This is a genomic window from Ruegeria sp. BB6, from assembly GCF_056539385.1.
Genome location: NZ_JBQFUW010000003.1, coordinates 98,007 through 115,454, shown reverse-complemented (window position 1 = coordinate 115,454; position 17,448 = coordinate 98,007). Strand labels below are relative to the sequence as shown.

The 17,448-nt window shown below is 59.0% G+C and carries 17 protein-coding genes; 13 read left to right on the top strand and 4 right to left on the bottom strand.

The genetic code is table 11. The features are described from left to right. Positions 1–22 precede the first annotated feature (22 nt). The 7 genes from ACR0B7_RS09225 (at position 23) to smpB (ending at position 5,149) form a co-directional block, all read left to right on the top strand. Positions 23–667, top strand: a complete 645-nt coding sequence (locus tag ACR0B7_RS09225) for a queuosine precursor transporter (RefSeq protein WP_170387832.1) — start codon at positions 23–25, stop codon at positions 665–667. Positions 668–928: 261 nt separating this feature from the next. After that, positions 929–1,348, top strand: coding sequence for an alternative ribosome rescue aminoacyl-tRNA hydrolase ArfB (gene arfB / locus ACR0B7_RS09220; RefSeq protein WP_170483490.1), 420 nt, complete (start codon positions 929–931; stop codon positions 1,346–1,348). A 60-nt stretch (positions 1,349–1,408) separates the two neighbouring features. Further along, complete coding sequence (locus tag ACR0B7_RS09215; RefSeq protein WP_170483492.1) at positions 1,409–2,155, top strand: SDR family oxidoreductase; 747 nt, start codon at positions 1,409–1,411, stop codon at positions 2,153–2,155. Positions 2,156–2,236: 81 nt separating this feature from the next. After that, on the top strand, positions 2,237–3,268 hold the full coding sequence (locus ACR0B7_RS09210; RefSeq protein WP_170483494.1) for a P1 family peptidase: 1,032 nt from the start codon (positions 2,237–2,239) through the stop codon (positions 3,266–3,268). Positions 3,269–3,368: 100 nt separating this feature from the next. Further along, positions 3,369–3,782 carry a cytochrome c family protein gene (locus tag ACR0B7_RS09205; RefSeq protein WP_170483496.1) on the top strand — a complete coding sequence of 138 codons (414 nt, stop codon included), beginning with the start codon at positions 3,369–3,371 and terminating at the stop codon, positions 3,780–3,782. A gap of 208 nt (positions 3,783–3,990) precedes the next feature. Next, a complete protein-coding gene (gene idi / locus ACR0B7_RS09200; protein WP_170387821.1) occupies positions 3,991–4,533 on the top strand; it encodes an isopentenyl-diphosphate Delta-isomerase in 543 nt (180 codons plus the stop codon). A gap of 139 nt (positions 4,534–4,672) precedes the next feature. After that, on the top strand, positions 4,673–5,149 hold the full coding sequence (gene smpB / locus ACR0B7_RS09195; RefSeq protein ID WP_170483498.1) for an SsrA-binding protein SmpB: 477 nt from the start codon (positions 4,673–4,675) through the stop codon (positions 5,147–5,149). A gap of 13 nt (positions 5,150–5,162) precedes the next feature. Here smpB and glpK read toward each other — a convergent pair whose 3' ends face one another. The 3 genes from glpK to panB all read right to left on the bottom strand — a co-directional run bounded on the left by glpK (position 5,163) and on the right by panB (position 8,386). Then, positions 5,163–6,641, bottom strand: coding sequence for a glycerol kinase GlpK (gene glpK, locus ACR0B7_RS09190; RefSeq protein WP_170483500.1), 1,479 nt, complete (start codon positions 6,639–6,641; stop codon positions 5,163–5,165). 66 nt (positions 6,642–6,707) lie between these two features. Beyond that, on the bottom strand, positions 6,708–7,550 hold the full coding sequence (panC, locus tag ACR0B7_RS09185; protein ID WP_170483502.1) for a pantoate--beta-alanine ligase: 843 nt from the start codon (positions 7,548–7,550) through the stop codon (positions 6,708–6,710). Continuing rightward, positions 7,547–8,386: a 3-methyl-2-oxobutanoate hydroxymethyltransferase gene (gene panB / locus ACR0B7_RS09180; RefSeq protein ID WP_170483504.1), complete on the bottom strand. Its 840-nt coding sequence runs from the start codon at positions 8,384–8,386 to the stop codon at positions 7,547–7,549. The genes panC and panB overlap by 4 nt, the downstream gene beginning before the upstream one ends. 171 nt (positions 8,387–8,557) lie before the next feature. Between panB and ACR0B7_RS09175 the strand changes: the two genes are divergently transcribed. Genes ACR0B7_RS09175 through ACR0B7_RS09150 form a run of 6 tightly spaced genes read left to right on the top strand, consistent with a single transcriptional unit; the run spans position 8,558 to position 16,055 of the window. Further along, entirely contained in the window at positions 8,558–10,045 is a 1,488-nt protein-coding gene (locus tag ACR0B7_RS09175; RefSeq protein ID WP_170483506.1) for an ABC transporter substrate-binding protein, read from the top strand. 59 nt (positions 10,046–10,104) lie between these two features. After that, positions 10,105–11,175, top strand: coding sequence for a ligand-gated ion channel (locus ACR0B7_RS09170; RefSeq protein ID WP_170569827.1), 1,071 nt, complete (start codon positions 10,105–10,107; stop codon positions 11,173–11,175). A gap of 40 nt (positions 11,176–11,215) precedes the next feature. Further along, a complete protein-coding gene (locus tag ACR0B7_RS09165; protein ID WP_170483509.1) occupies positions 11,216–12,163 on the top strand; it encodes an ABC transporter permease in 948 nt (315 codons plus the stop codon). After that, complete coding sequence (locus ACR0B7_RS09160; protein ID WP_170387805.1) at positions 12,160–12,975, top strand: ABC transporter permease; 816 nt, start codon at positions 12,160–12,162, stop codon at positions 12,973–12,975. The genes ACR0B7_RS09165 and ACR0B7_RS09160 overlap by 4 nt, the downstream gene beginning before the upstream one ends. Then, a complete protein-coding gene (locus ACR0B7_RS09155; protein WP_170483511.1) occupies positions 12,972–14,594 on the top strand; it encodes a dipeptide ABC transporter ATP-binding protein in 1,623 nt (540 codons plus the stop codon). Before ACR0B7_RS09160 ends, ACR0B7_RS09155 begins: the two co-directional genes overlap by 4 nt. Positions 14,595–14,603: 9 nt before the next feature. Beyond that, positions 14,604–16,055, top strand: a complete 1,452-nt coding sequence (locus ACR0B7_RS09150; protein ID WP_170483513.1) for an aldehyde dehydrogenase family protein — start codon at positions 14,604–14,606, stop codon at positions 16,053–16,055. Positions 16,056–16,058: 3 nt separating this feature from the next. On the opposite strand, the gene pncB is transcribed toward ACR0B7_RS09150, so the two are convergent. Further along, positions 16,059–17,351, bottom strand: coding sequence for a nicotinate phosphoribosyltransferase (gene pncB / locus ACR0B7_RS09145; RefSeq protein ID WP_170483516.1), 1,293 nt, complete (start codon positions 17,349–17,351; stop codon positions 16,059–16,061). Positions 17,352–17,448 lie beyond the last annotated feature (97 nt).

Genomic DNA, 17,448 nt, shown 5'->3' with positions numbered 1-17,448 from the left:
TTGTCAAAACGGGCATCTGAAAATGCAACGCAGCTATCTACCCGGCATTCTTGCCATGGCCACCATTGTTGTGGCCTCGAACATCCTGGTCCAGTTCCTCATCCTGGACGGTCTGTTGACCTGGGGTGCTTTCACCTATCCTCTGGCCTTTCTGGTCACTGACATCATGAACCGCGTCTATGGCGTGGGTCCGGCCCGCAAGGTCGTATTCGCTGGTTTTGTCACCGGCATCATCTGTTCGCTGATCGGCAGCCAGATCATGCTGCAAGGCGACGGCTTTACCTATGCCGCCGTGCCATTGCGCATCGCCGTGGCTTCGGGCACTGCCTTTCTGATCGCCCAACTGACCGACGTCACCGTGTTCAATTCGCTGCGCGGCGGTCGCTGGTGGCGCGCGCCGCTGGTCTCGACGTTGGTCGGATCTGCGCTGGACACCGCGATCTTCTTCACCCTGGCCTTCTCAGCCTCGGTCACCTTCTTCGGCGCAGATGCCGATGCCGCGATCAACTGGGCGTGGGAACCGGTGCCCTTCATGCTGTCGGGGCCGATGGCGCCGCTGTGGGTCACGCTGGCCTTTGCTGATTGGCTGGTGAAACTGTCGCTGGCGCTGATCGCACTGATCCCGTTCAAAGTGATCGTTGCGCGGTTGTCCGCGCAGCCCGCGTAAAAAGTGCTTTGAGAATGGCGCATCTTGTGTCACCATCCTTATCAACCGCAACAGATAGATAAGGAGGTGATCCAGTGTCGAGAAAGAGATTGGAGAGAGGTGTCGGAACAACCGGGGGGATCGCCTGTTAAGGCAGCCCTTGGCGGAGCGCTCGCTTCGGCTGGTCGATTGATCTAACCGACCCACCTCCTGAACTTTCGTAGGGCCGTCCCATCGGGGCGGCCCTTTCTGTTTTCGTGTCCGCCCGTTAAGGTCCGCCCCATGTTGCGCATTACCGACGAAATAATCCTGCAAGACTGGGAAATGACCGAGAGCTTCGTCCGCTCATCCGGTCCCGGTGGGCAAAACGTGAACAAGGTTTCAACTGCGGTTGAACTGCGGTTCGAGGCGGCGCGCTCGCCCTCGTTGCCTGATCCAGTCAAAAACCGACTGAAACGGCTGGCCGGGCGTCGGTGGACCAAGGATGGCGCAATCATCATTCAATGCGAGGAAACTCGATCGCAGGCGCGCAATCGAGAGATTGCCCGCGCTCGGTTGGCAGAACTGATCGCGCGCGCGCTTGTGAAACCGAAACGGCGTATCGCGACAAAACCCACTTACGGTTCGGTGAAACGGCGACTGGCAGCGAAAAAGGCACGCTCTGACGTTAAGGCGCTGCGGGGTCGGGTGTCGGAAGATTAATCTGGAAAGTTCGCGGTGCCTTGCTACTCTGGCGCGCAAAGACGACTGGGAGGCAAGGTTATGAGGCTAGAAGGAAAAACCGCTATCGTGACCGGCGGTGCCTCGGGGTTTGGGGCAGGTATCGTCCAAAAGTTCCTGTCCGAAGGCGCGCGCGTGATGATCGCTGATATCAACGGCGAAGCAGCCCATGACATGGCTGCGTCACTCGGGGCGCAGGCCAGCGCGCAACAGGTCGATGTGGCTGATGGCGCGTCCGTTAAGGCAATGGCGGACACTGTGGCAGATACATTCGGGCATCTGGACATCTTGGTGAACAACGCGGGTGTTACGCATCTGCCGACCCCGCTCGAGGATGTGGCCGAGGACGACTTTGACAGGGTCTACCGCGTGAATATGAAGTCAGTCTACCTGACCGCTCGCGCCTTTGTTCCGCAAATGAAGACGCGACAGCAAGGCGCGATATTGAACGTAGCCTCGACCGCCGGATTATCACCGCGACCGAACCTGAACTGGTATAACGCGTCAAAGGGATGGATGATCACTGCAACGAAAACGATGGCTGTGGAACTTGCGCCCTCAGGCGTGCGTGTCAACGCGATCTGCCCGGTCGCGGGGGAAACGCCCCTGCTGAAATCCTTCATGGGCGAGGACACGCCCGAAAAACGCGCCAAGTTTCTGTCAACGATACCGCTGGGCCGGTTTTCCACACCGGAAGACATGGCAAACGCAGCGTGTTTCCTGTGCTCGGACGAGGCCAGCATGATCACCGGTACCGCTTTGGAGGTCGACGGTGGCCGCTGTATCTGATCCGCGCTTCATCTGGCTAAAAATATCCCCGCCGGAGGCAGCGCGCTTGCGCGCTTACTGGCCTGAACGTCAAAGAAACACATGACCCCTGGACCAAAGAACCTGATCACCGATGTCCCCGGCCTTTTGGTCGGCAACGTGCAGGATCATACCCTGAAATCCGGCGCGACCGTCTTAACCGCCGAGTCGCCGTTTACAGCGTCAGTTCATGTCATGGGCGGCGCACCGGGCACGCGCGAGACTGATCTGCTGGCTGCGGACAAATCCGTGGACAGGGTGGATGCGATTGTTCTGTCCGGTGGCTCGGCCTTTGGTCTGGACGCTTGTTCCGGCGTTTCGGACATGCTGCACGCGCAAGGACGCGGGTTCCAGGTGGGTCGCGCCGTCGTCCCCATCGTACCCGGCGCAATCTTGTTTGACCTGCTGAACGGCGGCGAAAAAACATGGGCTGAAAATCCGTACCGAGGATTGGGACAACGCGCATTTCAAGTCGCCGCAGAACAGTTCAAACTGGGAAGTGTCGGTGCAGGAACCGGGGCGCTGGCAGCGATGCATAAAGGTGGATTGGGATCAGCCTCGCTTGTGTTGTCCTGCGGTGTGACCGTGGGTGCCTTGGTCGCTGCGAACCCCTTGGGCAGTGTCACCACGCCGGGCGAGCGGCATTTCTGGGCCGCTCCCTTTGAAATCGAGGATGAATTCGGCGGGTGCGGCCCTGACAGCTCCTCGGGTCTGGGGCGGGCAGTTCTCAGCCGCAAGGCGCAAGCCATGCATCCGGCCTCGCCAGAAGACGCGAACACGACGATCGCGATCGTCGCGACGGATGCCGCTCTGTCCAAGACACAATGTCAGCGTATGGCCGTAGCCGCGCATGACGGTATCTCACGGGCCATCGTTCCGGCGCATACGCCAGGGGACGGCGATTTGGTATTTGGGGTTAGCACTGGATCGCGCGAGATTGGCCATGATCCTTCCGAGTTGGGTATGATAGGTCATGCGGCTTCGATCTGCCTGGCGCGCGCAATCGCCCGCGCCGTTTATCTGGCGACGCCCGCGCCAGGAGACCTTTTGCCGTGCTGGTCCGAGCACAATGGCCAGGACGATTCCACCTCGTGACGCAAGCGAAATCCGACCTTCGTACGCGGCAATCTGCGCGTTGACTCTGTGCCTGTGCAGGGTTCCATTCGGAACAGCCAATTTGTATCGGAGCAAAGCAATGAATCGCATCCTCGCCACCGCAATTATGGGTCTGCTGGCCATCCCCGCTTATGCTGAAGGCGACGCAGAAGCAGGCAAAAAGGCGTTTAACAAGTGCAAGTCATGCCACCTGATCGCCGACCCTGCAGGAGAAGTGATTGTCAAAGGCGGCAAAACCGGTCCGAACCTTTATGGTATCGCGGGCCGCACAGCGGGCACTGTCGACGGGTTCAAATACGGTGACAGCCTTGTTGCCGCAGGTGAAAAGGGTCTGGTCTGGGACGAAACGACCTTTGTCGAGTACGCGCAGGACCCCAAGGCATTCCTGAAATCCTATTTGGATGAAACGTCTGCAAAGTCCAAGATGACGTTCAGATTGAAGTCGGGCGCCGAGGACGTTTACGCCTATATCGTCAGCGTTTCGGGTGAATAACGTCTGAAACCGGGCAACCTGTAAGAAACCAAAAGGCCGCAGCACCTGCGGCCTTTCGTGCGGTTGATAACCAGATGGATCAGCGCCACCTTGGTTTTGCGCGGTTCAACATGCGCCCCGCGCATGGAGCCGCAAAGCCAAGTCGGTCCGGTCACGGCCAGAATATGAAACCCGGCCGTTCAGAGGGATCGGCAGCAGGAGACACCAAATGGGAATCATGATCCCGGCCTGGGTTGATGGCGAGTTGACCCCTGTGGACAAGCTCGAGGCGCACGAAAAAGGACTGCGGCACAAGGCGGTATCTGTCTTTGTCGTCCGAGGGACAGAAATTCTGCTGCAGCGTCGGGCGATGGGCAAGTACCACACACCCGGCCTTTGGGCCAACACATGTTGCACCCATCCCGACTGGGGTGAGACGCCCTCGGAATGTGCTGTTCGTCGTCTGCGTGAAGAACTGGGGATCACCGGGCTATACCCCGAGTACCGGCACCGGCTGGAATATCACGCGGATGTCGGCAACAACATGATCGAACATGAGGTGGTCGATATTTTTCTGGCCCATGTCCGCGGCCCGTTGAAAGTAGAGCCCAATCCAGACGAAGTGATGGACACCCGATGGATCGATTATCACGATCTTCTGGCAGAGGTTCAGCGCCATCCGGCCCGGTTCACGCCGTGGCTGAAGATATATCTTCACAACCACGCTGACACCATATTTGGCCCCGATCTGATCATCTCGGCCAAGTCCTGAGCGCTTTTTTGGGTTGGCGTTTCACCTTGGACGAGTTTTCGGATAAGGCGATAGGCAGAGGCGACGTCTTACCGTCCAGAACGATCGCAAGCCGCTCTGGGCTTGCAAGGTCCGGCCAAGCCGCCTAAATCAACGCGTCATGGCCAAGCAGAAGACAGACCCGAATTACAAAGTGATCGCCGAAAACCGGCGTGCGCGCTTCGATTACGCGATCGAGGAAGATATCGAGTGCGGCATCGTGCTGGAGGGGTCCGAGGTCAAATCGCTTCGCTCTGGCGGATCGAATATCGCGGAAAGCTATGCGTCGGTCGACGACGGAGAGTTATGGCTGATCAACAGCTACATTGCGCCTTACGAGCAGGCCAAAGTCTTCAAGCACGAGGAACGCCGCCGTCGCAAGCTGCTGGTATCGCGCAAAGATCTGTCGAACCTGTGGAACGCGACTCAGCGCAAGGGCATGACGCTGGTGCCGCTGGTTCTGTATTTCAATCACAAGGGCCGCGCGAAAATTAAGATCGGTATCGCCAAGGGTAAAAAGACCCACGACAAGCGCGAAACGCAGGCCAAGCGCGACTGGTCACGTCAAAAGCAGCGGCTGCTGAAGGATCACAGTTGACCCTTCTGCTGCCTTAGAATGCCATTGCTGCGGAAACTGCGCGCTGCCAGCGGGCGTAAGCGGCATCCCTTTCTTCCTCGGACAGTTCGGGTTCAAATCTGCGGTCCAGCTCCCAAGTTTCTGAGAATTCATGCTGTTTTGGGTAAATACCCGCACGCATTCCGGCCAGCCACGCAGCACCCAGCGCCGTCGTTTCCTGCATGACAGGGCGGTCGACCGCTGCGCCAAGATAGTCAGCCAGACCCTGCATGGCCCAGTCCGATGCGCTGGCCCCGCCGTCCACGCGCAGTGTGACTTTGGTGTCTTGGCCCCAGTCCCCTTGCATGGCGTGCCATAGGTCGCGCGTTTGGTAGGCGATGCTTTCAAGTGTGGCGCGTGCAAATTCGGCGCGACCAGAGTTGCGCGTCAGACCAAAAACAGCACCCCGGCAATCCGGTTTCCAGTAGGGCGCACCCAGCCCCGTGAAGGCAGGCACCAGCACGACGTTCTGGTTTGGGTCCGCCTGCAGCGCAAGCTCACCGCTTTCGGCTGCAGACTCGATGATCTGCAACGCGTCGCGCAGCCACTGCACGGCGGCACCGGCAACAAAGATTGACCCCTCCAGAGCGTAAGTGCGTTGACCGTTCAACTGATACGCGATGGTTGTCAGCAAGCGGTTCTTGGATTCCACCGGCTGTGACCCGGTGTTCAAAAGCGCAAAGCACCCGGTGCCATAGGTGGATTTCATCATGCCCGGTTTGAAACACGCCTGCCCGATCGTCGCGGCCTGCTGATCACCTGCAACGCCCAGAATGGGAATCTCGCCGCCCAACAGGGTTGTTGTTCCAAAGTCCGAGGCGCAGTCGTGCACCTCGGGCAGCATATTCATCGGAACATCCAGCAGATCACAAATCTCGGCGCTCCATTCGCCCCTGTGTATGTCAAACAGCAGGGTTCGGGCGGCGTTGGTGGCGTCGGTGGCGTGGCTGCGGCCTTCGGTCAGGTGCCAGATCAGGAAACAGTCGATGGTGCCGAACATCAGCTCTCCGGCTTCGGCCTTGTCCCGCGCACCCGGCACGGTATCCAGCAACCATTTGACCTTGGTTCCCGAGAAATACGGGTCCAGCAGCAGACCAGTCTGGACGGTGATATCGTCTTCGCATCCAGCTTGTTTGTAACGGGCGCATATCTCGGCGGTGCGGCGGTCTTGCCAGACGATGGCATTGTGGATCGGCTTGCCCGTGGCGCGATCCCATACGACGGTTGTTTCGCGCTGATTGGTGATCCCGATCCCTGCGATCTGATCCGGCGTCACACCGGCACTGTCCATCACTTCGCGGCAGACGCGAAGAACGCTGTCCCAGATTTCCTCGGGGTCGTGTTCGACCCAGCCTTCCTGCGGAAAGTGCTGCGTGAACTCATGCTGAGCGGTGTCCACGCGTTGCATATCCGCGTCGAACAAAATGGCCCGCGATGATGTAGTGCCCTGATCAATGGCAAGAATAAAGGTCACGCCTGCGTCCCTCCCGTTTCGTTTTGCGGGACTTTAGCGCAAACGGTTACGAACCTACCAGAGCGATCAGACAGGAATATTGTCGATCAACCGAACACCGTCCGCCCAGGCTGCTGCAAACAGGCGCGCCGGGCGTGATGCATGGGTCAAGGGCTCAAGCGTTTCGGCGCAGCGTAGCTGAATATATTCGACCTGCGTAAACCCCGCGGCCAGCAGTTCGGTTTCGGCCCGAGCGCCCAAAGTGTCAAATTGCGCACCATCGGCCAATTCCTTAGCAAGGTCGCGCATGATCCGGTGTTTGTTGGCGGCAATGTCCAACCCTTCCGGTGATAGGCGCAGATTGCGCGACGACATCGCCAGCCCCGAGGGTTCGCGAACCGTGGGGCAGCCGATCACGTCGACCGGAATGTCCAGATCACGTGCCATGCGGCGCACGACCATCAGTTGTTGATAGTCTTTTTCCCCGAAATACGCGCGATCCGCCTGCGTTTGCAGAAACAGTTTGGCGACCACGGTGGCCACGCCATCGAAATGGCCGGGACGGAACTCGCCTTCCATCACATTGGTCAGGCCTGCGACGGAAACGGTGGTGGCGAATCCCTGAGGATAGATTTCCTCGGGCTCGGGCACGTAGATCGCGTCGACGCCGTAAGGGACCAGTTTCTGCGCGTCCTCGTTTTCGGTGCGCGGATACTTGGCTAGATCCTCGGGATTGTTGAATTGTTTGGGGTTCACGAAAATGGTCACGATCACCCGGTCCGAGCCCGCTTTGGCCGCCGCGACCAGCGACAGATGCCCCTGATGCAGTGCGCCCATCGTGGGTACGACGCCGATCGTTTCACCATCATTGTGCCATTGAGTTGTCAAAGCGCGCAGATCCGTCAGGCGGTGCAGTATTGGGGCAGTCATTTAGTTTGTCCTTTGGCCGGAGCCTGATCTGAGAACACGTGTTCTTCGGCCGGAAAAGCCCGCGCACGGACGTCGGCGGCGTATTCAGCGATGGCCGATTCCGCCAGCGGGCCAAGCTCGGCATAGCGTTTGACGAATTTTGGTTTGAATGCGGTGAAAAAGCCGACCATGTCATCCACCACCAGAATCTGACCGTCGCACCCGGCAGAGGCACCGATGCCGATCGTGGGGATTGCGATTTCAGCCGTAATTCGGTCGGCCAGCCGTTGTGGAACTTTTTCAAGCACAACGGAAAACGCGCCTGCTTCGGCAACGGCGCGGGCATCGGCCAGCACCGCTTCGGCCTGGTCGTCCCGGCCTTGCACCTTGTAGCCGCCCAGCGTGTTGATGGATTGCGGCGTCAGGCCGATATGCGCCATCACCGGGATGCCACGTTTGACCAGAAAGCGGATGGTTTCCGCCATCTCGACGCCGCCCTCCAACTTGACCGCGCCCGCGCCCGTTTCAGCCATCAGGCGGGCAGCGTTGCGGAAAGCTTCGTTTGGCGAATGCTCGTAACTGGCGAAAGGCATATCAATGACCATCATCGCGTTGTTCAAACCGCGCGCGACGGCCTGACCATGCAGGATCATCATCTCCATCGTCACCCCAAGGGTCGATTCCAGACCGTGCAGCACCATACCGACGCTGTCGCCCACCAGAACAAAGTCGCAATGGTCATCCATCAGCCGTGCCATCGGCGTGGTATAGGCGGTCAGGCTGACCAGAGGTTCGCCCCCTTTGCGGGCGCGGATATCCTCTGCGTTTGGTGCCTTTTTGCGGGCGGTGGCGCTCATGATCGCTCCTCCGGGATTCATGTTGCAGCGCGGCATAGCAGATCGGACACGGGCTAAGAAACCCCGGTTGCGCCAACAATCCCTTGATTGACCTAAGGTTTAAAGTGACATTGGTCTTGGAAAGGCCCGAAAAAATACGGGGCCGCGGATATTCAGTGGGGAGTTATTTCTATGACAAAGCAGATGTTTCGGTCCTTCGCCTCGGCCCTTGCGGTGGGCGTCAGCCTGTTCGCGACGCAGGGTTTGGCCAAGTCCGACATAACCATCGCCATGCAACTGGAACCACCGCATCTGGACCCGACCAGCGCCGCGGCGCAGGCTATCGATTCGGTTGTGTACACGAATATATTTGAAGGTCTGACGCGGTTCATGGGGGATGGCTCTGTCGTGCCCGGCCTGGCCGAAAGCTGGGAGATTTCCGAGGACGGCACGGTTTACACCTTCAAGCTGCATGACGGGGTTACGTTTCATGATGGCACGGCGATGGATGCCGAAGACGTCAAGTTCACCCTTGATCGCGCCACCGCCGAAGACAGCGCCAACGCGCAAAAAGCCCTGTTTGCCGGCATCGAAAGCGTCGAGGTCGTGGACCCCCTGACCGTTAAGGTCACGCTGTCGGCTCCGAACGGGAACTTTCTGTTCAATCTGGCTTGGGGTGACGCGGTGATCGTGGCCCCCGAGAGTATCGATAATATCAAGACCAACCCTGTCGGAACTGGCGCATTTACCTTTGGCGAATGGGTTCAGGGCGACAGCATCACGCTGAACCGCAACCCGGATTATTGGGGCGAACAACCAGCGCTTGAGACTGCCACATTCAAATTCATTTCGGACCCCACCGCCGCCTTTGCCGCGATGATGGCCGAAGATGTGGATGTGTTTGACAACTTCCCAGCGCCTGAAAATTTGCCTCAGTTCGAGGCCGACCCGCGGTTTCAGGTGCTCGTTGGATCAACCGAAGGTGAGACCATCCTTTCGACCAACAACAAGCAGCCACCCTTCGATGACATTTTGGTGCGGCAGGCAATGGCTCATGCGATTGACCGGCAGGCCATAATCGACGGAGCCATGTTTGGCTACGGAACGCCGATTGGAACTCATTTTGCTCCGCACAACCCGGCCTATGTCGATCTGACGGGCAACTCGGCATACGACCCGAAGATGGCGGCACAGATGTTGGCTGAGGCTGGGTACGCAGACGGGTTTGAAACCACTTTGCACCTGCCGCCCCCTTCCTACGCGCGCCGTGGCGGAGAGATCATCGCCGCCCAACTGGCCGAAGTTGGAATACAGGCGGAAATCATCAACGTGGAATGGGCGCAATGGCTGGAATCCGTGTTCAAGGGTAAGGATTTTGGCCTGACGATTGTCAGCCATACCGAGCCGATGGACATCGGTATCTATGCGCGGCCTGACTACTATTTCCAGTATGACAGCGTCGACTTCCAGACATTGATGGAGACTCTGAACGGCACCACTGATCCGGATGCGCGTAAAAAGCTGCTGGGTGAAGCTCAGCGCCTGATCTCAAATGACTATGTCAACGGATACCTTTTCCAGCTTGCCAAACTCGGCGTCGCCAAAGCCGGGGTTCAGGGTCTGTGGGAAAACGCGCCAACGGCCGCCATTGACCTGACGGCGATCAGTTGGTCCGAGTAATCGCTTCGGGGCCGCAATAGGCGGCCCCGGTAAACTGCAATTGCCGAAAAAGCCTTGCTATGACGGTATTTCGCATATTCTGCCTATTTGTTGCGACCGCGTTTCTGACCTTTTCGTCTCTCGGTCAGGTTCAGGCGCAAAACGCGCTTGGGGGGCGATTGGATGCGCTGGCGGGCACGCCGGAAAACCCACTGCAGGTTGGCATCGGCATCTGGATCGACCAGATCACCAGCGTCGATCAGAAGGCCGAGAATTACGGCGCGGTTGTTGTGTTGCGCGTGGAATGGACGGACCCCGCATTAGCCTTTGATCAACAGGCATTGGGTCGTGATATCAGGGTTTTTAGTCCGCCTGCCCTTGCCGACCATGCGGCAAATATCGGGGCCGTGCTGCCCGCCTTTGTCATTCACAACCAGCAATCCAACAAGTGGATACACGAGTCCGCCGCCTCGCTGCGGTATGACGGTCGGGTGGTCTATGTCGAGAAGTCCAATCTGACGTTGCAGGCTCCGCATTTCGATTTTCGCAAATACCCGTTCGACACGCAGGATTTCTTCTTTGAAGTCGTCTCGATCTTTCCCTCGGACTACGTGTCCTACTATCCACTTGAGGACCACTCGGGCCTGGGCGACATGCTGGGCGAGGAAGAATGGGTTCTTGGAAATGCCCGTGTCGAAGTATCGACGGTTCCGGGACTGTCGGGGCAGGAAAGTGATCAGATTGCGCTGGTTTTTGAAGGCAGCCGTCACCTGACCTACTATGTGATCCGTGTTTTCCTGCCGATGCTGGTGCTGATCACGGTCGGCTGGGCGCTGTTCTTTCTGGACGAATACCGCAGGCGGATCGAAATCGCCGGAGGCAACCTTTTGGTGTTTGTGGCCTTTAACTGGGCAATCTCGGCCGATCTGCCCAAGCTGGGATACCTGACCTTCCTGGATTTCGTTCTGCAGTGCATGTTCCTGATGACCGGGGCTTTGATCGTGTTCAACGTGGCCCTGCGAAAGCTGAAAGTATCAGGTCGGGAAAACGGTGCGCGCAAACTGGACAATTATGCGATCAAGTGGATTTACCCGCTGGGCTATGCGGCCATCGTCGGTTACGCGGTTTTTGCCTATCTTCTGATACCTTAGGTGCTGGACCCGCGCCATATGTGACCCTAACGTGGCTTCAATGCTCCGTTATGCTTTGAAACGTCTGATGTCTCTGATGATCAGCCTGGCTGTGGCCTCGGTGGTCATTTTTGCGGTGATCGAGGTTGCCCCCGGCGATCCCGCGTCCTTTATGCTGGGCGTCAACGCGCAAGAGGACACGCTGGCCGCGCTGCGTGAAGAACTTGGGTTGGATGGCTCGAAACTTCAGCGGTACTTTAGCTGGGTTGGCGGGATGCTGGTGGGGGATTTCGGAACCTCGTACACATATCGCACACCGGTTTCACAGATGATCGCAGATCGGTTGTGGGTGTCGCTGCCCTTGGCGTTATACGCGCTGACCCTGTCGACCCTGATCGCCTTTCCCGCTGGTATCTACGCCGCCGCGCGCCGGGGCAAGCCGGGGGATTTGACCGTGATGGGCGCGACGCAACTGGGCATCGCGGTCCCCAATTTCTGGTTCGCGATGATGCTGGTGCTGATCTTCGCCATCAACCTGCGCTGGTTTAACGCCGGAGGGTTCGCAGGGTGGGACACCGGGTTCTGGATTGGCCTGCATTCCCTGACCCTGCCCGCCATCGCGCTGGCCCTACCGCAAGCGGCGATTCTCGCGCGGGTGATGCGGTCATCCTTGCTGGATATTCTGGGCGAAGACTTCATGCGGACGGCGCGTGCCAAGGGGTTATCGCGCCGACAGGCATTGTGGAGGCATGGCGTGCGCAACGCGCTGATTCCGGTGCTGACGATTATCGGGTTGCAATTTTCTTTCCTGCTGGCCGGTTCGATCATCATCGAACAGGTGTTCTACCTTCCGGGCCTCGGGCGGCTGGTGTTTCAGGCGATCTCTGCCCGGGACCTGATCGTGGTGGAATCGGTGGTCATGCTGCTGGTGTTTGCAGTCATCACCGTGAACTTTCTGGTCGATCTGGCCTATGCCGCCGTCGATCCCCGCCTGAGGAGCCGGACATGAGCCGCAACCTGATCCTTGGCGCGGCTTTGTCGTCGCTGGTTGTTCTGGCGGCGTTGGTCTCGTTTGTCTGGACACCCTACGACTATGCGGCGCTGAGCATCCCGGACAAGCTGCAACCGCCAAATGCGCAGCATTGGTTCGGAACGGATCATTTTGGCCGTGACATGTTTTCCATGATCATGGTCGGAGCCCGAACGTCGATTGCAGTGGCCTTGGTCGCGGTGGGAATCGGTATGGCGCTTGGCGTGCCGCTTGGATTGGCGGCAGCAGCGCGCAAAGGATCGTGGCTGGATGAGCTAATCATGCGCGGCAACGATTTGGTATTTGCGTTTCCCTCACTGGTCATCGCGATCCTGATCACCGCCGTGTTCGGGGCCGGAGCGGTCAACGCGATCATAGCGATTGGCATTTTCAACATCCCCGTCTTCGCCCGCATCACTCGCGGCGCGGCGCTGTCCCTGTGGGAGCGTGAGTTCATCCTCGCCGCGCGCGTGTCGGGCAAGGGCGCGGCCCGGATATCAGCCGAACACATCCTGCCCAATGTCGCCAATTTGCTGATCGTTCAGGGGACCATTCAGTTCTCGCTTGGGATACTGGCCGAGGCGGGCCTGTCTTATGTCGGCCTGGGGGCGCAACCGCCAACGCCCAGTTGGGGTCGGATGCTGGCCGACGCACAGACAATGGTCAGTTTTGCCCCGCATTTGGCTCTGATTCCGGGGTTTGCGATTATCGTGACCGTGCTGGGCCTGAACCTTTTGGGGGACGGCCTACGTGATTGGCTGGATCCGCGGATAAGGGTGGCGCGCGCATGAGCTTGCTGGACATCAAGAACCTGTCCCTGTCGATCCACGGGGTTGAAATCCTGAAACAGGTCAGCCTGTCCATTGACCCGGGTCAGATCGTGGCCGTCACGGGTGAAAGCGGCTCGGGCAAGTCCATGACGGCCCTGTCCGTCATGAACCTGCTGCCAAACGGGGCGCAAACGCAGGGCGCGATCCGGCTGAACGGTCTTGACCTGCTGACCCGCCCCGAGGCGGACATGTGCGCCCTGCGCGGTGCCTCGATCGGAATGGTGTTTCAAGAGCCGATGACCGCTCTGAACCCGGTCAAGACCATCGGGGATCAGGTGATGGAGACAATCCTGATCCACAAGGCGATGCCCTGCCCGCAAGCCCGCGAACGCGCCGAGGAGGTTCTGACCCGCGTGGGCCTGCCGCCTGATCGGTTCCCCCTGACCCGCTATCCGCACGAGTTGTCGGGCGGTCAGCGCCAGCGCGTCGTGATCGCCATGGCCATTGCACTGCGCCCAACGCTGTTGATCGCGGATGAGCCCACGACAGCGCTGGATGTCACCACGCAGGCGCAAATCCTCGATCTGCTTAGGGGGTTGGTCAGCGAGTATGGCATGGGTCTGCTGATGATCACCCATGATCTGGCGGTTGTGGCGGATCTGGCCGACAAGATCGTCGTTATGCGTCACGGCGAAGTTGTTGAAGAAGGGGCCACGGAAAACCTATTGCGCAACATGCAGCACCCCTACACGCGCATGCTGTTCGAGGCGTCTGGCCACAAGGTTTCCCTGCCCGACACGATAAGCCCGCGCCCGTTGCTGGAGGTTGCGCAGGTCGTCCGCGACTACCGCCTTCCCCGGAAAGGCTTGTTCAATGCACCCGGTCATCACCGCGCCGTCGATCAGGTCAGTTTCACCCTCAATCGTGGCGAGCGTTTGGGGTTGGTCGGCGAGTCTGGGTGCGGAAAATCGACCCTAACAAGGGCAATATTGGGGCTAGAGGAGGTTCAGGCCGGGGAAATCCGACTGGACGGAGAACCCGTTTTTGCGGGCCACAAGCCCAACCCAGCCGTTCGGCGAAAAATGCAGGTGGTGTTCCAGGACCCTTACGGCAGTTTCAACCCCCGTCACCGGGTCGCGCGGTTGATAACAGAGCCGTTTCACGTATTGGACACTCCCCCCAAAGGGACCGAGCGTCAGGACTTGATCGCCGAAATGCTAAGTGCCGTGGGCCTCAGCCCCAAAGATGCCGATAAGTACATCCACGAATTCTCCGGCGGTCAGCGGCAGCGCATTGCCATTGCCCGCGCCTTGATCATCCGGCCCGAGTTGATCCTGTTTGACGAGGCGGTTTCGGCGCTCGACGTGTCCGTACGCGCGCAAATCCTCGACCTTCTGGCCGAGCTTTGCGCGGCGTATGACCTGACCTATTTGTTCATCAGCCACGATCTCAGCGTTGTCAGAACGATAACCGACCGCGTTATGGTGATGCAGGCCGGTAAAATTGTTGAGCAGGGTGAGACCGAGCAGGTCTTTTCTGATCCGCAGCATCCCTATACCCGAACCCTGATCAACGCCGCGCCCATCCTGCCAGATATTGGCAGTCAGGTGGCCCAAACCCCAATGTTAGAGCCGAAATAGGAGATCGAAATGCCCAATCCTCTCTGGTTCAACCCAACCCATTGCCTGATTGGAGGCGCATGGGTCGATCCTGCCTCGGGGTCCACGCTGCCTTTGGTTAACCCTTCCGATGGGGTTGAGATTTGTCGCATCGCCCGCGGTGAGGCCGCAGATATCGACCGTGCGGTTCAGGCTGCGCACTCGGCCCTGGACGGCGACTGGGGCCGTAAAACAGCGCTGGAGCGGGGCCGCATCCTGACGCGTCTGGGTCAGTTGGTTCTGGAACGGGTCGATGATCTGGCAGCTTTGGAGGCGATGGATGTTGGCAAGCCGCTGACACAGGCCCGCGCCGATGCCGTGGCGCTGGCGCGGTATTGCGAGTTTTACGGCGGTGCCGCCGACAAGGTCATGGGCGAGACGATTCCTTATCTGGAGGGCTATACCGTCTATACTTTGCGCGAGCCGCATGGGGTGACGGGTCACATCGTGCCGTGGAATTACCCCATGCAGATCATTGGCCGCTCGGTCGGGGCGGCGCTGGCGATGGGCAATGCCTGTGTCCTGAAACCTGCCGAAGAAGCCTGTCTGACGGCGCTTGCCTTCGCACATCTGGCGCAAGAGGCCGGGTTGCCAGCAGGTGCGTTGAACGTGGTGCCCGGATTGGGTGCCGAGGCTGGTGCTGCATTGTCCGGTCATCCGGGCGTGCATCATATTTCGTTCACCGGGTCGGTCGCCACAGGTGCGCTGGTACAACAGGCGGCTGGCCGCAATGTGGTGCCGGTGACGCTGGAACTGGGCGGGAAGTCCCCGCAACTGGTGTTTGACGACGCTGATCTGGACGCCGCCCTGCCGTTTCTGGTGAACGCAGGAATTCAAAACGCGGGACAAACCTGTTCGGCCTCGTCCCGGATTCTGGTGCAGCGTGGGGTGTATGAGCAGGTCAAATCCCGCATGGCCGACGCCTACACCGATCTAACCGTTGGGCCAGCGAATGAGGATTTGCGCGTCGGCCCCCTAATTTCAGCCCGTCAAAAGGATATCGTCGAAGGGTTTCTGTCCAAGGGTGCGGACCTGAAAATCGCCGCGCAGGGTCGCATTGTTGAACACGCACCGACTGATGGGGCTTATGTCTGCCCGACTCTGTTTGCTGACGTTCCGCCTGAACACGCGCTGGCCCGGGACGAGATATTCGGCCCCGTGCAGGTCTTGATTCCCTTCGATTCCGAGGAAGACGCCGTGCGGATTGCCAACGGAACCGACTATGGCCTAGTGGCCAGCATCTGGACCCGCGATGGTGCGCGTCAGATGCGATTGGCGAAACGTCTGCGCTCGGGTCAGGTTTTCGTCAACAATTACGGGGCCGGTGGCGGTGTGGAACTGCCCTTTGGCGGGGTGGGAAAATCCGGGCATGGCCGCGAAAAGGGATTTGAGGCGCTGTTTGGGTTCTCACAACTCAAAACAGTGGCAAGTTTCCATGGTTAGAGCCTAAACGATCACCTCGATCGACTCTTGCGCGCCTACTCCGAACACGCGTTTGTAGCGGTCGATTTCCTCTGCCGGACCCATGGCTTTTTCAGGGTTGTCCGACAGTTTGACCGTTGGGCGGCCATTGGCCGAAACAGCTTTACACACCAGTGAAAACGGGGCCAGCGCGTCATCGGGCACCAGTCCGCGGAAATCATTGGTCAAGAGCGTGCCCCAACCAAACGACACCTTGGTGCGTCCTGCAAACTGGCCGTGTAGCTCGCGGATCTTGTCTACGTCCAGCCCGTCAGAAAAGATCACCCGCTTTTCCATTGGATCCTCGCCGCGTGATTTCCACCATTGGATTGCAGTTTCTGCGCCAGTGGCCGGATCGCCGCTGTCCACGCGGATACCTGTCCATCCGGCCAGCCAATCAGGGGCGCGATCCAGAAAACCCTGTGTGCCATAAGTGTCAGGCAGGATGATGCGAAGATTACCGTCATGTTCGTCATGCCAGTCACTGAGGACATCATAAGGGGCCTGCGCCAGTGCCTCATCGGTTTCTGCCAGCGCCGAGTAAACCATAGGCAGCTCGTGCGCGTTGGTGCCGATGGCTTCAACTTCGCGCCGCATGGCAATCAGGCAGTTCGACGTGCCGCTGAACGCAGGTCCCAGCCCTTCGATCATGGCCTGGACGCACCAGTCCTGCCAAAGAAAGGAATGCCTGCGACGCGTTCCGAAATCGGCGATGCCCAACCCCTCAATCCCGCGGAGCTGTTCGATTTTCTCCCAAACGCGGGTCATCGCACGGGCATAGAGCACCTGAAGCTCGAACCGGCGCATGTCGTTCAGCACGGCGCGCGACCGCAGCTCCATCAGAACGGCCAGAGCGGGAATTTCCCACAGCATGACCTCGTGCCACTTCCCTTCAAAGGTCAGCTCATATTGGTCGCCCTTGCGTTCCAGATGGTAGGGCGGCAGGCGCAGGTTCTCGAACCACTCCATGAAATCCGAGCGGAACATTTGCCGTTTGCCGTAGAACATATTGCCGCGCAGCCATGTGCTTTCGCCTCGGCTGAGGCTCAACGAGCGGATGTGATCCAACTGTTCCCGCAGTTCACCTTCGTCGATAAGCTGGGCGAGGGGGATGTGATTCGACCGGTTGATCAGCGAAAACACCACATCCGTTTGGGGCTTATTTCGAAACACTGACTGGCACATCAGCAGTTTGTAGAAATCTGTGTCGATTAAAGACCGGACAATCGGGTCAATCTGCCATTTATGATTGTACACGCGCGCCGCAATATCGACCATGGGGAACTCCTGCGATTTCCGTTGTTAGATCAATCGGTGCGTTGAATGGCAAGAGTCGCTGGTTTGGGGACAATGACAATGTCAGGTCACAAAGCGA